This window comes from Microbacterium sp. NPDC060117 (assembly GCF_042729315.1).
Lineage (GTDB): Bacteria > Actinomycetota > Actinomycetes > Actinomycetales > Microbacteriaceae > Microbacterium.
Map to the genome: position 1 here is coordinate 335950 of NZ_JBHWXR010000001.1, position 16511 is coordinate 352460.

Here is a 16511-nt window from a genome sequence, read left to right on the forward strand (position 1 = left end):
ATGATGACCGACGCCTACGCCCCGGCAGATCTGCCGGAGAAGATCCAGCACTACATCGACGGCGAGTTCGTCGACTCCCTCGACGGCGACACCTTCGAGGTGCTCAACCCCGTCACCAACGAGACCTACGTGCACGCCGCCGCCGGCAAGAAGGCCGACATCGAGCGCGCCGTCGCCGCCGCCAAGCGCGCCTTCGACGAGGGCCCCTGGCCGCGCATGGTCCCCCGCGAGCGCTCCCGCGTGCTGCACAGGATCGCCGACATCGTGGAGTCCCGCGACGCGCGCCTCGCCGAGCTGGAGTCCTTCGACTCGGGCCTTCCCATCACGCAGGCGCTGGGCCAGGCCCGCCGCGCCGCAGAGAACTTCCGCTTCTTCGCCGACCTGATCGTGGCTCAGGCCGACGACGCCTTCAAGGTCCCCGGCAAGCAGATGAACTACGTCAACCGCAAGCCGATCGGCGTCGCGGGCCTCATCACGCCGTGGAACACCCCGTTCATGCTCGAGTCGTGGAAGCTCGGCCCCGCGCTCGCGACCGGAAACACGGTCGTGCTGAAGCCCGCCGAGTTCACGCCGCTGTCCGCGTCCCTGTGGGCGGGCATCTTCGAGGAGGCGGGGCTGCCGAAGGGCGTCTTCAACCTCGTCAACGGCCTCGGCGAAGACGCCGGCGACGCGCTCGTCAAGCACCCCGACGTGCCGCTCATCTCGTTCACCGGCGAGAGCCGCACCGGCCAGATCATCTTCGGCAACGCCGCGCCGTTCCTGAAGGGCCTGTCCATGGAGCTCGGCGGCAAGAGCCCCGCCGTGGTGTTCGCCGACGCCGACCTCGACACCGCGATCGACGCCTGCATCTTCGGCGTCTTCTCGCTGAACGGCGAGCGCTGCACGGCCGGATCCCGCATCCTCGTGCAGCGCGATGTCTACGACGAGTTCGTGGAGCGCTACGCCGCACAGGCGAAGCGCGTCAAGGTCGGCCTGCCGCACGACCCGACCACCGAGGTCGGCGCGCTGGTGCACCCGGAGCACTACGAGAAGGTCATGAGCTACGTCGAGATCGGCAAGGGCGAGGGACGCCTCGTCGCCGGCGGTGGACGCCCCGAGGGCTTCCCGACGGGCAACTACGTCGCCCCGACCGTGTTCGCCGACGTCGCCCCGGAGGCCCGGATCTTCCAGGAGGAGATCTTCGGACCGGTCGTCGCGATCACCCCCTTCGACACCGACGAGGAGGCGCTCGCCCTCGCGAACAACACGCGCTACGGCCTCGCCGCATACATCTGGACCAACGACCTCAAGCGCGCGCACAACTTCGCCGGCGCCGTCGAGGCGGGCATGGTCTGGCTGAACTCGAACAACGTGCGGGACCTGCGCACCCCGTTCGGCGGTGTGAAGGCCTCCGGCCTCGGTCACGAGGGCGGCTACCGCTCGATCGACTTCTACACCGACCAGCAGAGTGTGCACATCACGCTCGGCGCCCCGCACAACCCCGTGTTCGGCAAGCAGGCGCCGCCGGCCGAGCAGGACCTCGACGACCCGGATCCCCGCTGACCCGGAACCCACCACTGGTCGTTGAGCGAGGACGGCGAAGCCGACCGAGACGAAACGCGGTGATCCCCGGAAACGGCGTTTCGTCTCGCTTCGCTCGCTCAACGACCACCTGAAAGCAAGGACGCTGACATGACCAATCGCGCCGACATGACGCTCACCTCCTCCGGCTTCTACACCAGCCAGGAGGCGCCCATCTCCACCGACCACCCGATCCCGACCCCCTCGTCCCCCGCTCCGGACGTGCTGCGCTGCGCCTACATGGAGCTCGTCGTCACCGACCTCGCCGCCTCGCGCGTGTTCTACGTCAACGTGCTCGGGCTGTACGTGACGGAGGAGGACGACGAGACGATCTACCTCCGCTCCACCGAGGAGTTCATCCACCACAACCTCGTCCTGCGCAAGGGTCCGGTCGCGGCGGTCGCCGCGTTCTCGTACCGGGTGCGCACGCCGGAGGACCTCGACCTCGCCGTCGCGTTCTACACCGAGCTCGGCTGCGACGTGCGCCGCAACCCGTCCGGCTTCGTGAAGGGCATCGGCGACTCGGTGCGGGTCACGGATCCGCTCGGCTTCCCCTACGAGTTCTTCCACCAGACCGACCACGTCGAGCGGATGAGCTGGCGCTACGACCTGCACATCCCCGGCGAGCTCGTGCGCCTGGACCACTTCAACCAGGTCACCCCCGACGTGCCGCGCGCCGTGAAGTACATGCAGGACCTCGGCTTCCGCGTCACGGAGGACATCCAGGACGAGGAGGGCACGGTGTACGCCGCCTGGATGCGCCGCAAGCCCACGGTGCACGACACCGCGATGACCGGCGGCGACGGCCCGCGCATGCACCACGTGTGCTTCGCCACGCACGAGAAGCACAACATCCTCGCCATCTGCGACAAGCTCGGCGCGCTCCGCCGCTCCGACGCGATCGAGCGCGGCCCCGGCCGCCACGGCGTGAGCAATGCGTTCTACCTGTACCTGCGCGACCCCGACGGCCACCGCGTCGAGGTCTACACGCAGGATTACTACACCGGCGACCCCGACAACCCGGTCATCACCTGGGACGTGCACGACAACCAGCGCCGCGACTGGTGGGGCAACCCCGTCGTGCCGTCCTGGTACACCGACGCGTCGCTCGTGCTCGACCTGGACGGCAACCCGCAGCCGGTCGTCGCCCGCACCGACTCCAGCGAGATGGCCGTCACCATCGGCGCCGACGGGTTCAGCTACACCCGGCCCGCCGACGAGGAGGCCATGCCGGAGTGGAAGCAGGGCGAGTACAAGCTCGGCCACCAGCTGTAGTCCGCCCATTCGGGGTCGTTGAGCGAGGACGCGCAGCGACCGAGACGGAACGCGGCGCACTCGCAGATCACCGCGTTCCGTCTCGCGCCGGCTCCGCCGGTGCTCGCTCAACGACCCGTTCCAGGAAAGGACCGACCCATGCTCCCCGAATCCACCCTCACCGCACTCGCCGCCGAGCTGGCCGAGGCGGACCGCACGCACGGCGTGATCCCGCGCATCACGGCACGTCACCCCGAGGCGACGGTCGAGGACTCGTACGCGATCCAGGGCGTCTGGCGCGACGCGCAGGTCGCTGCCGGGCGACGGCTCGTGGGGCGCAAGATCGGCCTCACTTCGAAGGCCATGCAGCAGGCCACCGGCATCACGGAGCCCGACTACGGCGTGATGTTCGACGACACCGTGTACGCATCCGGATCCGAGATCCCCGTCGATCACTTCTCGAACGTGCGCATCGAGGTGGAGCTCGCGTTCGTGCTGAAGGAGCCGCTGTCCGGCCCCGACTGCACGCTCGAGGACGCTCTCGCCGCGATCGACTACGCCGTGCCCGCGCTCGAGGTGCTGAACTCGCACATCGAGCTCGAGGGCCGGACGATTGTCGACACCATCAGCGACAACGCCGCCTACGGCGCGATGGTGCTCGGGACCGTGCACAAGCGCCCCGACGAGATCGACCTGCGCTGGGTGCCGGGCGTGCTGTCGCGCAACGGCGAGATCGAGGAGACCGGCGTCGCCGCCGGCGTGCTCGGTCACCCGGCGACGGGCGTCGCCTGGCTGGCGAACAAATTCCATCAGCACGGCGCGCGTCTGGAGGCGGGCGAGATCATCCTGGCAGGATCGTTCACGCGCCCGATGTGGGTGGCGCGCGGCGACGAGGTGCTGTGCGACTACGGACCGATGGGAACGATCGAATGCCGCTTCGTCTGAATCCGACCTTCCGCGAGCACCTGGCCGGTGCCGACCGTGCCCTGATCGGCATGTGGGCGTGCACGGGCAGCCCGCTCGTGACCGAGATCGCCGCCGGATCCGGGCTGGACTGGCTGCTCATCGACGGTGAGCACTCCGCCAACACCCTGGACTCGCTCCAGGTGCAGCTGCAGGCCGTCGCCGCCTACCCGATCACGCCGCTCGTGCGCGTGCCGTGGAACGACCCCGTGACGATCAAGCAGGTGCTCGACCTCGGTGCGCAGAACCTCATCGTGCCCATGGTCTCGTCCGCCGCCGAGGCCCGCGCCGCGGTGGCGGCGACCCGGTACCCGCCCGCGGGCATCCGCGGCGTCGGATCCGCCCTGGCCCGCAGTGCCCGCTGGAACCGCGTGGACGGCTACCTCCTCGAGGCCGCGCAGCATGTGTCCGTCACCGTGCAGATCGAGACCACGGCCGGGGTCGCTGCGGCGGCCGAGATCGCCGCCGTCGATGGCGTGGACGCCGTCTTCGTCGGCCCGTCCGATCTGTCCGCGTCGATGGGGCTGCTCGGGCAGCAGACGCACCCCGACGTGGTCGCCGCCGTCGAGCACGTGTTCACGGCCGTGAAGGCCGCAGGAACGCCGGTCGGCGTGAACGCGTTCGACCCGGTCGCCGCCGATGCCTACATCGCCGCCGGCGCCTCGTTCGTCGCGGTCGGGGCCGACGTGGCTCTGCTCGCCCGCGCCTCGGAGGCCCTCACCGCACGCTTCGCCCCGGCTCCCTCCTCGGGGCCGACCGCCAGCTACTGACACGACGCCGGTTCCCGCTCGCGTTCGAGGAGCAATGTTCGCTCTCTCCGGGCGAATTCAGGACAAACATTGCTCCTTGAGCGCGAGGGCCAGATCCGCGCTTGTGGATAAGTCCGGCGGGGATCCAGCAGGGCAGGCAAAGTGTCGAGCATGCGTCGACATGAAGACCTGCCCGATGAACTCGGATCCACGTTCTCTGTCGCGCTCGCGCGCCGGTACGGGGTCAGTCACGGGCGGCTGCGGGGATCCGACCTGCGGGCTCCGTTCCCCGGTGTGCGCGTCCAGGGGGAGACGGCCGAGGTCGAAGCGATCACCGACCCGTACGAACGACAGCGTCAGATCCGCGTCGCCCGGGCCGCGGACTACGCCCCTCGGATGCACACAGGGCACTTCTTCAGCCACCAGACGGCAGCCGCGATCTGGGGGGCTCCACTACCGCTCGTCCTGGATGTGCACGGCGACCCCGCGGGAGCCACGGAACTCGGGCTGCATGTCTGCGCACGCGGTCACGTGCCACTCCCGCGGATGACCGGAATCGAGCGACACCGCTCCCGGCTCAGCATGACCGCTGTCTGCGAGCATGACGGATTCCACGTCGCCACACCCGCGGCGACGTGGGTATCGCTCGGTGCCGAGCTTCGTACTGTCGACCTCGTGGTCGCAGGCGACTACTTTTGCCGCGAGTGGAAGTCAGGCATCGGGCGCCGTGACGTCGGCAAAGCACCTCTCACCACGATTGACGAGATGCGGGAGGTCATGGATGCGGGTCGACGCCGTGGAATCGCCAAACTGCGTGCGGCGCTCGATCTCATCCGAGTGGATTCGTGGTCGGCGCGCGAGTCGCACCTGCGGTGGCTGATCGTGACATCCGGTCTTCCCGAACCGGAGCTCAACAAGGACGCCTTCGATGACAGCGGCCGTTTCCTCGGCTGTGTGGATCTCAGCTTTCCCGCGCAGAAGGTGGCGATCGAGTACCACGGTCTGCAGCACTCGGCGCAGTGGAGCAGGGACGTCGAGCGGGCACCTGCTCTCCGGGCCGCCGGTTGGACGGTGATCGAGGTGACCGCCGCTCTGCTGAAGGATGAGACCACGCTGCTCCGACGGATCGGCGCGGCATTGGGTGCATGACCACGAGCGTTTCGAGGAGCGCTGTTGCCCCTAACACCCCCCGATTCTGCAACAAACATTGCTCCTTGAACGAGAGGGGTCGCCGGGCGATCCGCCCCGCCTGCCAGGATGGGACGAGTGAGAGCAGGCATCGCAGCATTGACGGACCGCGGGTTCCGCTGGTTCTTCCTGGCCCGGACGATCACGCTGGTCACCGGCTCGATGTCGTCGATCGCGCTGGCGTTCGCGGTGCTCGGGATCGCGAACGACGCGGGGTCGCTCTCGGTCGTGCTCACCGCGTTCACCCTCGCCAATATCGTGTTCCTGCTGTTCGGCGGCGTCGTCGCCGATCGCCTGCCGCGCGCGCTCGTCATCCAGACCAGCTACGTCGTCGACATCCTCTCCATCGGCACGACGGCCGCACTTCTCTTCACCCACACGGCAACGGTTCCGCTGCTGGCCCTCCTCGCCGCCGTGAACGGCGCCTCCGCAGCCTTCGTCATGCCCGCGATGCAGGGGCTGATCCCGCAGCTCACCACGCCTGCGCATCTGCAGCAGGCCAACGCCCTGCTCTCGTTCGCGCGCGCGGCGACCACGATCGCCGGACCGGTCGTCGCCGGTGCGGTGGTCGCGTTCGCCGGCCCTGCCTGGGTGATGGTGCTCCAGGCGGTCGGCTGGGCCCTCGCGATCGTCTTCCTCGCCCTGGTGAAGCTTCCGCCGCCGGTCCGCGGCGAGCGCACGAGCCTCTTCCACGACCTGCACGACGGGTGGCGCGAGTTCTGGTCCCGGCCGTGGCTGTGGATCGTGGTGCTGGCGTTCATGGTGCTCAACGCGATCCACGCGGGCGCGTGGGGCGTCGCCGGCCCGTACATCGCGAAGAACGATCCGCTGCTGGGCATCACCGGCTGGGGGTGGGTCGTCGGGGCCGAGGGCGCGGGCGTCATCGTCATGACCCTGGTGCTGCTCTGGCTGCCGCTGCGGCGGCCGCTGCGTCTGGGCATGCTCGGGATGTCGCTCCTCGCCATGCCGTTCGCCCTGCTCGGCGTGCACCCGGCCGTGCTGCCGCTCATGATCACGGCATTCATCGCCGGGGCGGGAGTGGAGGTGTTCAGCACCGGCTGGAACGTGACGATGATGGAGCAGATCCCCGGCGAGAAGCTGTCTCGCGTGTCGAGCTACGACATGCTGGGCAGCTTCCTGGCGATGCCGATCGGAACCCTGGCGTTCGGCTGGCTGATCGCGCGGATGGATGTCGGATCGCTCCTGGTGGGAGCCGCCATCGTCTACGCCGTGGTGGCGCTGGCTGCGATGGTCGTGCCGAGCATCTGGCGGATGGGACGCGCGCAGGGCGCCGCGGCCTGACCGAACGACGCCCCGTCCCGCCCGGCCTCACTGCGCCCACGCGCTCATTCCGCCGGTGAGGTTGCGCAGCGGGGTGCCCGCCGGCGCGTTCGCGCGCAGCGCGTCGATCGCGCGGGCCGAGCGGATCCCGGCCTGGCAGGTGAGGACGATGTCCCGTCCGTCCACGGCGGCCCCGCCCAGCTCCGCGGCGAGCACGGGCCAGCCGTCGGCCAGGATGCGCTCCAGCGGCACATGCACGGATCCGGGGATCGACGCCGACTCCCGCTCCTGGGAGGTGCGCACATCGACCACGACGAGTCCGTCCGTGCCGGCTCGCAGGCGCGCGGCCACCTCCCCCGCGGAGATGTCGTCCGGGCGACCCACCGACGCCGCGGCGCGACACGCGTCCGCGATCGACTCGAGTCCGGTCACCGGCGGACGGTCCGGATCAACGTCGAAACGCAGCTCGTCCCAGCGCGCGGTCAGCGCGTCGTACCGGGCGAGCCGGCCCACGAGCGGCTCCCCGATCCCGCAGACGAGCTTGAGCACCTCCACCGCCATCGCCGATCCGATCACGCCGCAGAGCGCGCCGAACACGCCCCCGGTCGCGCAGTCCAGCGCCTCATCGTCGGGGAGCTCGGGGAAGAGGTCGCGGAGCATGGGCCCGCGGCCGGGCCAGAACACGCTGAGCTGTCCGGCGAAACGCAGGATGCCGCCCCACACCACGGGGGTGCCGGTGAGCTCGGCGGCGTCGCTGCAGAGGTACCGCGTGGCGAAGTTGTCGCTGCCGTCGAGCACGAGGTCGTGCTCGGCGAAGAGCGCGAGCGCATTGTCCGGACCGAGCCGATCGACCCTCGCCACCACATGCAGGGCGGCGTCGCGGGCCGCTACGGCGTCGCGCGCCGACTCGGCCTTGGGACGGCCGACATCGCCTTCGGTGTGCAGCACCTGACGCTGCAGGTTCGTGCGCTCCACCCGGTCGTCGTCGACCACGGTGATCCGGCCGATGCCGGCCGCGGCGAGGTACTGGATCGCGGGCGCCCCCAGTCCGCCGGCGCCGATCATCAGCACCCGGGCGGCGGCGATACGGCGTTGACCGGCCGCGCCGACACCCGGCAGGGCGATGTGCCGGGCGAAGCGCGCGGCACGCGCCGGCGGCAACGCCGGGCCCGGCTCCACGAGCGCCGGCAGCGCGGCCGGTCTCATCGCCTCGACCTCGGCGACGGCGCTGCGCGTCACAGGTCCTCCTCCGACGGGCGGCGCGCGATGAGTCCCTCGCCGCCGGACGAGGCGAGCGCGAGCGGCCGCTTCGGGATCCGCCCCGCGGCGCTCGCCAGCCGCCCCGCCTCGACGGCGGCACGCATCGCCCTCGCCATCGTCGCGGGGTCGTGTGCGCGGGTGACGGCGCTCGCGAGCAGCACCGCGTCCACGCCGAGCTCCATGGCCAGCGCAGCGTCCGAGGCGGTGCCGACACCGGCGTCGAGCACGACCGGCACCGCGGCGCGATCCACGATCGTCGCGATGTTGTGCGGGTTCAGTATGCCCAGGCCGCTGCCGATCGGCGATCCGGCCGGCATCACCGCGGCGACGCCGACATCCTCCAGACGGCGGGCGAGCGCGGGGTCGTCGTTCGTGTAGGCGAACACGCGGAAGCCATCGGCGGTGAGCTCCTCCGCGGCGCGGAACAGCTCGACCGGATCCGGCAGCAGGGTCTCCTCGTCGGCGATCACCTCCAGCTTCACCCAGTCGGTCTCGAGCGCGTCGCGGGCCAGCTGCGCGGTCAGCACCGCGTCGCGCGCGGTGTAGCACCCGGCCGTGTTCGGCAGCACGCGCACGCCGAGCCGCTCGAGCAGAGCGAACACGGAGTCGCGCCCGTCCGGGGAGAACCGGCGGATCGCGACGGTGGTGATCTCGGTGGCGGAGGCCAGCAGCGCCTGCTCCAGCAGCGCGAGGCTGGTCGCCCCGCCCGTCCCCATGATGAGGCGGGAGGAGAACCGCTCCCCCGCGACGAGGAACGGATCCGCCTCCGCGGAGACGTCGGGATGCCCGGGAGTCGTGTCGATCACGGTCATGACGCTCAGCCGCCCTGCACCGCGGTTACGACCTCGATCTCGTCGCCGTCGGCGAGAGTGCGCAGGGCCCAGCCGCCGCGAGGCACGACGGAGCCGGCGATCGCCGCAGCGACGCCGAGGCGCCCGCCGTCGACCCGGGTTCCGTCGGTGCGGAGTTCGCGCCCGGTGAGCTGCGCCACCAGATCGAGCAGGGACGACCCGGCCGCGACGTCATGGCGGGCGCCGTTCAGCCGGATCGTGGGGGCGGTGGGGGTGTCGGTCATCATCGGCCTTTCTTCAGGGGACAGGGGGTGCGGGGGCGCCGGGAAGCGGGATCCGGGATCCGGGGTGCGAGGCGAGGAAGCGCGCGAGGCAGCGAGCGGCGGGCGGCCCGGCGGACCGGGCGTTCAGGCGACGCTGAGAGCCGGGGCGCCGGTGGCGCACGCAGCGCCGGTGCCGGTACCGGTGGCGGTGCCTTCGGCGGTGGCGTCGCCGGTGCCGTCGAAGCGGAACGGGTCCATCGCGGCCGAGACGGCGGGGGCGACGCCCCGCCCCTCGATGAGGTCCGCGCCGAGCTCGGCGGCCAGCGGCGTCAGCAGCACACCGTGCCGGTCGAACCCGGTGGCGACCACCAGTCCTGGCGCGACGCGGCCGAGCAGCGGCACGGCGTCGGGGCTGCCGGGGCGAGCACGGGCGAGCACCTCCGCGATCTCGCATTCCGCGACGCCGGGCAGGATCCGCTCCGCGTCGCGCAGCAGGGCGAGGACGCCTCCGGCCTGCACGCCCTCCACGCCGCCCTCGCGCACGGTGGCGCCGAGCACGAGCTCTCCGTCCTCCCGCGGCACGAGGTACACGGCGGAGCCGCGCACCAGTCCGCGGACGGTGTGCGTGAGCAGCGGCCGGATCCCGTCCGGCACGCGCAGGCGCAGGATGTCGCCCCACACCGGGCGCAGCGGCAGCGGCGGCACTCCGTCGATGCGCGTCGCGCCCAGACCCGCGGCCACGAGCACCTCGTCCGCGTCCGCGCGTTCGCCGGAGGCCGTCCGAACCCCGGTCGCACGTTCGGATCCCGCCTCCCGTTCGACGGCGGCCACCGCCTCCAGACGCACCCGGGATCCGAGCTCGGCGAGCAGCGCGGCAGCGACCCGGCGCGGGTCGACCTGATGATCGTCGGGGACGAGCAGCCCGCCGGAGACGGCGGGAGCGAGCGCTGGCTCGAGCTCCCTGGCCTGCGACCCCGTGATCCGCCGCACCGCGGCGCCTCGCCGTGCGGCGAGCTCGGCGAGGGTCTCCCGATCGGCGGCGTCGACTCCGAGCGCCAGGGTGGCGGTGCGGCGGTGGCCCGTGCGGAGGCCCGTGCGCCCCTCGAGGGCGGCGATGAAGGCGGGGTAGCGCCCCGCCGCGTCCGCCAGCAGCGGATGCAGGACGTCCTGCCCCCAGGCGAACTCCGTGGTCGGTGCGAGCATGCCGGCGGCGGCGCGGCTCGCCCCCGCAACCGGGTCGGGATCGAACACGGTCACCTCGTGCCCGCGCCGAAGCAGTTCGGAGGCGCTGGCGAGACCGATGATCCCGGCGCCGACGACGATGATGCGCATGACTGTGCCCTTTCCTACGACGGTATGACCCGTATCAGGTTCGGCGGTCGGCACGTGGCCCTCTCAGCCCCTCTGGGCTCCCGCGGACCCCTCCACCCTAGAGGGTCGCGCCGACAGCGGTGCACCGATGACGGCTCCTGGCCGCGCGACTGGCGCATTCATAGGCCTGCGCGGCAGGATGAGGGCATGACCTTCCCCGCCCTCGCGCCCCTCGCCGACCGCGCGGCGCTCTTCGCCGCCCTCCGCCAGGACCAGCTGGTCACCGCGACTGCCGCCCTGGGCGAGCACCGCTGGGACGTCGACCTCGCGGCGGGCACCCTCACCTTCACGTCCGAGACCGATCCGAGCCGCCAGCTCGTCGCGCGCGCATCGCTCGTCGCCACGATCGCCCCGGGGCCCCGTTCGCTGATGTGGGCCTGGGCGCACCCGCAGGGGGGATCCGATCCGTCCGTCGCCGGCCTCCGCGACTACGGCACGACGTACTCGATCGACGCGCTGTCGAACGCGGAGCTGCCGTTCCCGACCGAGGCCGACGCGGACCTGGACGAGTGGATCGCGGGCGCCGCGCATCAGGTCGGCGCGATCGCCGAGGAGATCACCGGACGCTCGCCGTACTACTCCGCCCCGGTCGGCAGCGGCACGCGGGCCGTGTTCCTGCTGGATGCGCCGCTCGCTCCGCTCACGGTCGCCGATGCCGTCATCGCCCTGCCGCGGATCCTGTCCGAACTGACGCTCTCCGACGCGCGCTCCTCCGTGTGGGATCTGGCACGGCTCGCCGGCTGGAGCATGCAGTGGGCCGACGAGGCCTACTCCGCAGCGGTCGTCAGCGACGCGAGCGGCAGCGCCACGTTCCGCTTCGACGAGTACGCGCGCATCGCCGGCATCGAGTCGCAGCTCGGGCAGGTCCCTCAGGCCTGATCCGGGCGATCCGAAGCGACCGCCGATGCGCTCGGTTCCGCGCGCCGCGGTCGCGCTGGCCCTCGCCGTCGCCGCGCTGCTGCTGTCCGCGGGTCCCGCCTGGGGGCATGTCACCACGGTCGCCTATGCCGATCTGACCTCGGCAGGCACGAACGATGTGCGCGTCGAGTTCGACCTCCAGTACGAACTGCTGAGCGCCTCCGCCGCCAAGACGCAGAACGACCCCGCGCTCTTCGCCGACGCCATCGAGCACCCCCAGTCGGGCGGCGAGAACCGGGTGCTCGCCGGCCACGCCGCGGCGATCCTCGCCTACACCACGAAACGATTCACCGTCACGGTCGAGGGCGGCTCGGCCTGTGCGCCGCACCCCGACGGCGCCGCGGTCTTCCACGCGAGGGACGCGACCGACTACGCGCGCTTCGCGGTCCGATACGCGTGCAGTGCCGGGCACGGCGGGGCCTTCGTCGTGCGGAGCGCCCTTTTCCCCGACTCCGAAGGCATGGTCACCGACTCCAAGACGATCGTGACATACGCGGTCGACGGCCGCAGCGGCAGCGCGGCCCTCGACGCCGCGCATCCGCAGTTCTCCACGGCGCAGCCCTGGACCGCGCGTTTCGCCGAGTTCTTCCTGCTCGGCGCCGAGCACCTGCTGACCGGGATCGACCACATCCTGTTCCTCCTCGCGCTCATCATCAGCTCGCGGCGTCTGCGGGACGTGGTCGAGCTCGCGACCTGCTTCACGGTCGCGCACTCGATCACCTTCCTGCTCGCCGCCCTGGGCCTCGTGCACATCGGCGCGAACGTGGTCGAGCCCGCGATCGCGCTGTCGATCGCGGCCGTCGCGGGCTGGCACCTCTGGGAGGAGCGGCTCCGTCGAGCCACGCGGCGTCGCGGAGAGCCGGCGCCGCCACCGTCCCGACGAGCCGCTCTCCTGCGCCTCGGGATCGTGTTCGGCTTCGGCCTCATCCACGGGCTCGGCTTCGCGACCGCGCTGAAGATCGAGGAGCCGTGGTCATGGACGCTGCTCTGGTCGCTGCTCGTCTTCAATCTGGGGATCGAGGCGGTGCAGCTCTCGATCATCCTGGTGGTCTTCCCGCCCCTTCTGCTGCTCCGCCGTCGGATGCCCCGCATCGCGACCGTCCTGGGCGTGGTCGTCACCGCCGTGGTCCTCCTGTTCGGACTGCTCTGGTTCGCGATGCGGATCCTGGGTCTGCCCGGCACGCCCTGAGTCCCCGGCGGCCGCAGGGAACGCCTGCGTGGTCGCCCGCACCCCTCTCAGCGGCCGAGCCGCTGGCGTGCCGTGTTCCGACCTGCGCCCACGGGTTCATGCGCCGTGGCCGCGGCGAGGCCGAACAGCGGCATGTCGGCGTAGATCGCCTCCATCTCCCCCGCGGGCACCTGGTAGGTCTCGTGCCAGACGCCGACGCTGCCGGATCCGAGCAGGGTCCGCATGAAGTCGCGCCACGGCTGCAGGTGCGGCGCGTCCCGATCCGCCGCGAAGCGCTGCAGATGCTCCGGGCTCTCCCAGTACGAGAGCAGGATCGTCGTACGACCCAGCCAGCTCTCGCAGCCGAGCATGCCCGCCTCCGGGTGCTGCGCGAGATGGCGCAGCATCTTCGGCATCTGCCGCGCCACGCGCTGCACACGACCCAGCTGCCACCACTTGTTCGCCCGCATCCCGATGACGAACACCGTGATGTCGCTGCGGTCCACGGCCGCCGTGTACCGGCCGGGAAAGACCTTCGCACTCATCGCCATTCCTTCCGAACGTCGTTATAGAACATTGTTACAGAACGACGTTACGATAGAGTCGGCCTCATGGCAAGACCCATCACGCACGATGCGAACCTGCGTTCCCGGCTCATCGAGGTCGCCTCGACGATGATCGACCGGGATGGCCCTGAGCGCTTCTCCGTGCGCGAGGTGTCACTCGGCGCCGACACCTCGACATCCGCCGTCTACTCGCTGTTCGGCAGCAAGGCGGATCTCATCTCCGCCGTGGTCGCTGACTCGTTCGCGTCCTTCGCCCGCGCTCAGCGCGAGGCGGAAACAGGGGGGCTGCGCGCTCTCGGCGAGGCGTATCGTGCATGGGCGCTGCAGCACCCCGACCGTTACCGGCTCATGTTCAGCGGCGCGATCGCCGGGGCGCCCCACGGCGCCACCGGAGGCCACGGTGATCCGGAGTCCGATCCGGAGCTGGACGCCCTCCTCCCCCTCGCCCGCACTCTCACCGGCGCGGACCGGGTCGATGAGGGCGTCGACCTGCGCAGCACGCTGTCCGTGTGGGCGCAGGTGCATGGCGCGGTGAGCCTCGAGCTCGCCGGGGTCGCCCCGCCCTGGATCGATGCCGAAGCCGTCTACGAGACGGTCCTCGACGCGATCGCCGCGGTGCATCCCGGGCGCTGAGCGTGCCGGCGCTCTGCACGCGGTCGGGCTCACCGCGGGCACTCCGCGGCTGGGTAGCATGAGCCGCATGAGCGCCCTGGATCTGATCCCCGCCGGCCGCACGTTCACCGTCGAGGACATCGTCGTCTACGCGGATCCGCAGCGCCGTTCCCTCGACCAGGCGCTCCAGGACGCCGATGTGCTCGTCAGCTGCCCGCATGCCGGGGCCGCCATCCCCGAGGAGCTCGCCGAATTCCTCTCCCCCGCGCTCACGCGGCGGCTGCAGTACGACTTCACCGACGTCGCGACGGCGGCGATCGTGCGACACTGGGCAGCTCAGGATCCTCGGGTCGTCGCCGTGATCAACCCGCATCCCCGGCTCGTGCGCGACCCCAACCGGGCCAGGCCTGCGGACGTCGCCGCCGATCTGACGACGGCGATCGAACGCGTGCGCACCGCCGGGCCCTGGCAGAAGGTGGATCTCACCGGGGTGGACGCGATCCGCCCCGTCACGTTCTCGTTCTTCCCGATCATCGAGGTGCCCGGCACCGACGCCGGTCTGCACCGCCTCGTCGACACGTTCGTCGAGGTAGCCGAACGCGGCCTCGGTGTGTACGAACGCACCAGGGATGAACTCACCGAGCGGATCGTCGCCGAGCGCCTGCGCACCGGGGGCTCGTTCACCCGTCTGTCCTTCCACGACACCATGAACACCACGACGACGAGGGACGGAGCCGTCGACGTCCCTCGCGCCGAGAAGGACCGGCTGCCACGCATCGTGGCGCTCTCGAACCGGGGCGACGCCCGCGGCGAGGAACGGGACCCGGTCGATCCCCCGACCATGGATCCCGCGCGTCTGCGGGCCCTCGCCGAGGCCCATCGCACCGGCTTCGCTGTCGCCGACCCCGACGACGTGGCGTTGAATCAGCCCTACCTCGGCAGCCAGGAGATCCTCGCCGCCGGTGCGCGGTTCAGGGCGGTCGCGGACGAGGCGGCCGCATCCGGCGCGCAGTTCGACGCCGTGCAGGCCGAGTTCCTCCGCGAGTTCCTCCTCGGCGACGCGGCGAACGGCGAGCTGCACCGGCCCGGCACCGAGTGGATCACCGAGGATCCCGCTCAGGTCGACCGCATCGCCGCAGCATGCCGGCGCTCCTGGGATCTCTACCGCGCCCGCTGATCGACGTGCGCCCCACCGACACGGCTCACCCGCCCCAGAGCACGCCGAACAGGGCGCCGAACGCGATGGTCGTGACGGCCAGGATCAGCGTGGGTGCGAAGAAGGAGTGGTCCACGAGCTTCGTGCCGAGCTTCGTCGTGCCCGAGGTGTCGAAGTTCGCCGCGGCGATCTGCGATCCGTTCGTCGGCAGCAGGTAGATCCCCGCGAACGCGCCCGCCCACATGCCCGAGAGCAGCCCGAGCGGGATCCCCGCCGCGAGGCCGATCGGCACGATCGTGCGGGTGGCCGTGGACTGGCTGGTGGTGAGCACGCAGACCAGGAAGACGCCGAGCGCGAAGATCCACGGGGCCGCGGTGACGAGTCCGCCGACGCCCTCGGAGATGAGCTTCGCGTGCGCGCCGAGGAAGGTGTCCGTGAGCCAGGCGAGGCCGAACAGCGCGATCGCCGAGACCATGCCGGCCTTGAACACGGACATCGTCGGGATCTCTCCGACCTTGGGCCGCGAGACGAGCAGGATCACCGTTCCTGCGACGAACATCACGATCTCGATGATCGGGGTCATGCTCACCGGGTCTCCGGCGGCGTCGAGCGGCCGGAGCGCCTTGAAGAGCCCGAACAGCACGATCACGGCGACGCCGAGCAGGAAGATGATCGCCGCATTGCGTCCCGCGGCGGTCACGGTCACGTCCGCCTTGACCTCGGCAGCGCCGGTCCGCGGAGGCGCCAGCTCGCCGCGGGCGATCCTCGCCTGCACCTCCGGGTCGTCGGCGAGCTCCTTGCCGAGCCGGTTCACGACGAAGCTCGACACCACGATGCCGACGACGGCGGCCGGGATCGTCACCTTGAGGATGTCGATGAGCTCGAAGTTCCAGGGCGCCACGTCGGTGAGGGTCACCATCGCGGCCATCGCGGCCGAGACCGGGCTGCACGCGAGCGCGATACCGGTCGCGACGACGGACAGCGACAGCGGACGGGACGGCCTGATGCCGTTGCGGTACGAGAGGTCCTGGATCACGGGCAGCAGCGGGTACAGGATGTTCGACGTCCCCGCGCCGACCGAGAACAGGAACGAGATCAGCGGTGCGACGAGCGTGATCTGCTTCGGGTTGCGCGCGATGAGCTTCGCCGCGACCGACACCATCCAGTCGATGCCGCCGGCGGACTGCATCATCGAGGAGGCGAGCACGACCGAGAGCACGATGAGGAGCGCGTCGACGGGCGGCGAGCCGGGAGCGACCCGGAACACGAACACCAGGATCGCGACCCCCGCGCCTCCCCACAGGCCCAGGCCCACGCCGCTGGAGCGCGTGCCCATCACGATGCAGCCCAGAACGACGATCAGTTCGGCGATGAACAGGGCGATCTGCATGTGCGTCTCCTCGAAGGTCGC

At 71.1% G+C, this 16511-nt stretch carries 16 protein-coding genes and 1 riboswitch; of the genes, 10 read left to right on the top strand and 6 right to left on the bottom strand.

The genetic code is table 11. The annotated features are described in order from the left end of the window. The first annotated feature begins 3 nt into the window (after window positions 1-3). From hpaE to ACFWCK_RS01505, 6 genes are all read left to right on the top strand, one after another. Window positions 4-1542 carry a 5-carboxymethyl-2-hydroxymuconate semialdehyde dehydrogenase gene (hpaE, locus tag ACFWCK_RS01480; RefSeq protein ID WP_378804211.1) on the top strand — a complete coding sequence of 513 codons (1539 nt, stop codon included), beginning with the start codon at window positions 4-6 and terminating at the stop codon, window positions 1540-1542. Between the two features lie 129 nt (window positions 1543-1671). Further along, on the top strand, window positions 1672-2835 hold the full coding sequence (hpaD, locus tag ACFWCK_RS01485; protein WP_378804212.1) for a 3,4-dihydroxyphenylacetate 2,3-dioxygenase: 1164 nt from the start codon (window positions 1672-1674) through the stop codon (window positions 2833-2835). 138 nt (window positions 2836-2973) lie between these two features. Beyond that, window positions 2974-3759 carry a 2-keto-4-pentenoate hydratase gene (locus tag ACFWCK_RS01490; RefSeq protein ID WP_233312884.1) on the top strand — a complete coding sequence of 262 codons (786 nt, stop codon included), beginning with the start codon at window positions 2974-2976 and terminating at the stop codon, window positions 3757-3759. Next, a complete protein-coding gene (locus ACFWCK_RS01495) occupies window positions 3744-4547 on the top strand; it encodes an HpcH/HpaI aldolase/citrate lyase family protein (RefSeq protein ID WP_378804213.1) in 804 nt (267 codons plus the stop codon). The genes ACFWCK_RS01490 and ACFWCK_RS01495 overlap by 16 nt, the downstream gene beginning before the upstream one ends. 150 nt (window positions 4548-4697) lie before the next feature. Further along, window positions 4698-5675 carry a DUF559 domain-containing protein gene (locus ACFWCK_RS01500; protein WP_378804214.1) on the top strand — a complete coding sequence of 326 codons (978 nt, stop codon included), beginning with the start codon at window positions 4698-4700 and terminating at the stop codon, window positions 5673-5675. A gap of 117 nt (window positions 5676-5792) precedes the next feature. Then, the gene (locus ACFWCK_RS01505) at window positions 5793-7016 is read left to right on the top strand and encodes an MFS transporter (RefSeq protein WP_378804215.1); all 1224 of its coding nucleotides are present in this window, start codon (window positions 5793-5795) and stop codon (window positions 7014-7016) included. 27 nt (window positions 7017-7043) lie between these two features. Here ACFWCK_RS01505 and ACFWCK_RS01510 read toward each other — a convergent pair whose 3' ends face one another. The 4 genes from ACFWCK_RS01510 to thiO all read right to left on the bottom strand — a co-directional run bounded on the left by ACFWCK_RS01510 (window position 7044) and on the right by thiO (window position 10641). Further along, window positions 7044-8234 carry a ThiF family adenylyltransferase gene (locus ACFWCK_RS01510; protein WP_378804216.1) on the bottom strand — a complete coding sequence of 397 codons (1191 nt, stop codon included), beginning with the start codon at window positions 8232-8234 and terminating at the stop codon, window positions 7044-7046. Then, entirely contained in the window at window positions 8231-9067 is an 837-nt protein-coding gene (locus ACFWCK_RS01515) for a thiazole synthase (protein WP_378804217.1), read from the bottom strand. The genes ACFWCK_RS01510 and ACFWCK_RS01515 overlap by 4 nt, the downstream gene beginning before the upstream one ends. Before the next feature lie 5 nt (window positions 9068-9072). Next, on the bottom strand, window positions 9073-9330 hold the full coding sequence (gene thiS, locus ACFWCK_RS01520; RefSeq protein ID WP_378804218.1) for a sulfur carrier protein ThiS: 258 nt from the start codon (window positions 9328-9330) through the stop codon (window positions 9073-9075). 123 nt (window positions 9331-9453) lie between these two features. Then, window positions 9454-10641 (bottom strand): glycine oxidase ThiO, encoded by a 1188-nt coding sequence (gene thiO / locus ACFWCK_RS01525; protein WP_378804219.1) that lies wholly within the window; start codon window positions 10639-10641, stop codon window positions 9454-9456. Further along, a riboswitch (TPP riboswitch) is annotated at window positions 10636-10735 on the bottom strand. Its footprint overlaps the gene before it by 6 nt. A gap of 92 nt (window positions 10736-10827) precedes the next feature. Here thiO and ACFWCK_RS01530 point away from each other — a divergent pair. Both ACFWCK_RS01530 and ACFWCK_RS01535 read left to right on the top strand, forming a co-directional pair. Next, the gene (locus ACFWCK_RS01530; protein ID WP_378804220.1) at window positions 10828-11559 is read left to right on the top strand and encodes a DUF6882 domain-containing protein; all 732 of its coding nucleotides are present in this window, start codon (window positions 10828-10830) and stop codon (window positions 11557-11559) included. Window positions 11560-11584: 25 nt separating this feature from the next. After that, window positions 11585-12787, top strand: coding sequence for a HupE/UreJ family protein (locus ACFWCK_RS01535; protein ID WP_378804221.1), 1203 nt, complete (start codon window positions 11585-11587; stop codon window positions 12785-12787). Between the two features lie 47 nt (window positions 12788-12834). Here the strand turns inward: ACFWCK_RS01535 and ACFWCK_RS01540 are convergent, their stop codons facing one another. Beyond that, a complete protein-coding gene (locus ACFWCK_RS01540) occupies window positions 12835-13311 on the bottom strand; it encodes a DUF4188 domain-containing protein (protein ID WP_233312894.1) in 477 nt (158 codons plus the stop codon). A gap of 66 nt (window positions 13312-13377) precedes the next feature. Between ACFWCK_RS01540 and ACFWCK_RS01545 the strand changes: the two genes are divergently transcribed. After that, entirely contained in the window at window positions 13378-13965 is a 588-nt protein-coding gene (locus ACFWCK_RS01545) for a TetR/AcrR family transcriptional regulator (protein ID WP_378804222.1), read from the top strand. A gap of 67 nt (window positions 13966-14032) precedes the next feature. Next, window positions 14033-15121: an N-formylglutamate amidohydrolase gene (locus ACFWCK_RS01550; protein ID WP_378804223.1), complete on the top strand. Its 1089-nt coding sequence runs from the start codon at window positions 14033-14035 to the stop codon at window positions 15119-15121. Between the two features lie 25 nt (window positions 15122-15146). Here the strand turns inward: ACFWCK_RS01550 and ACFWCK_RS01555 are convergent, their stop codons facing one another. Next, entirely contained in the window at window positions 15147-16490 is a 1344-nt protein-coding gene (locus tag ACFWCK_RS01555; RefSeq protein WP_378804224.1) for an anaerobic C4-dicarboxylate transporter, read from the bottom strand. Window positions 16491-16511 lie beyond the last annotated feature (21 nt).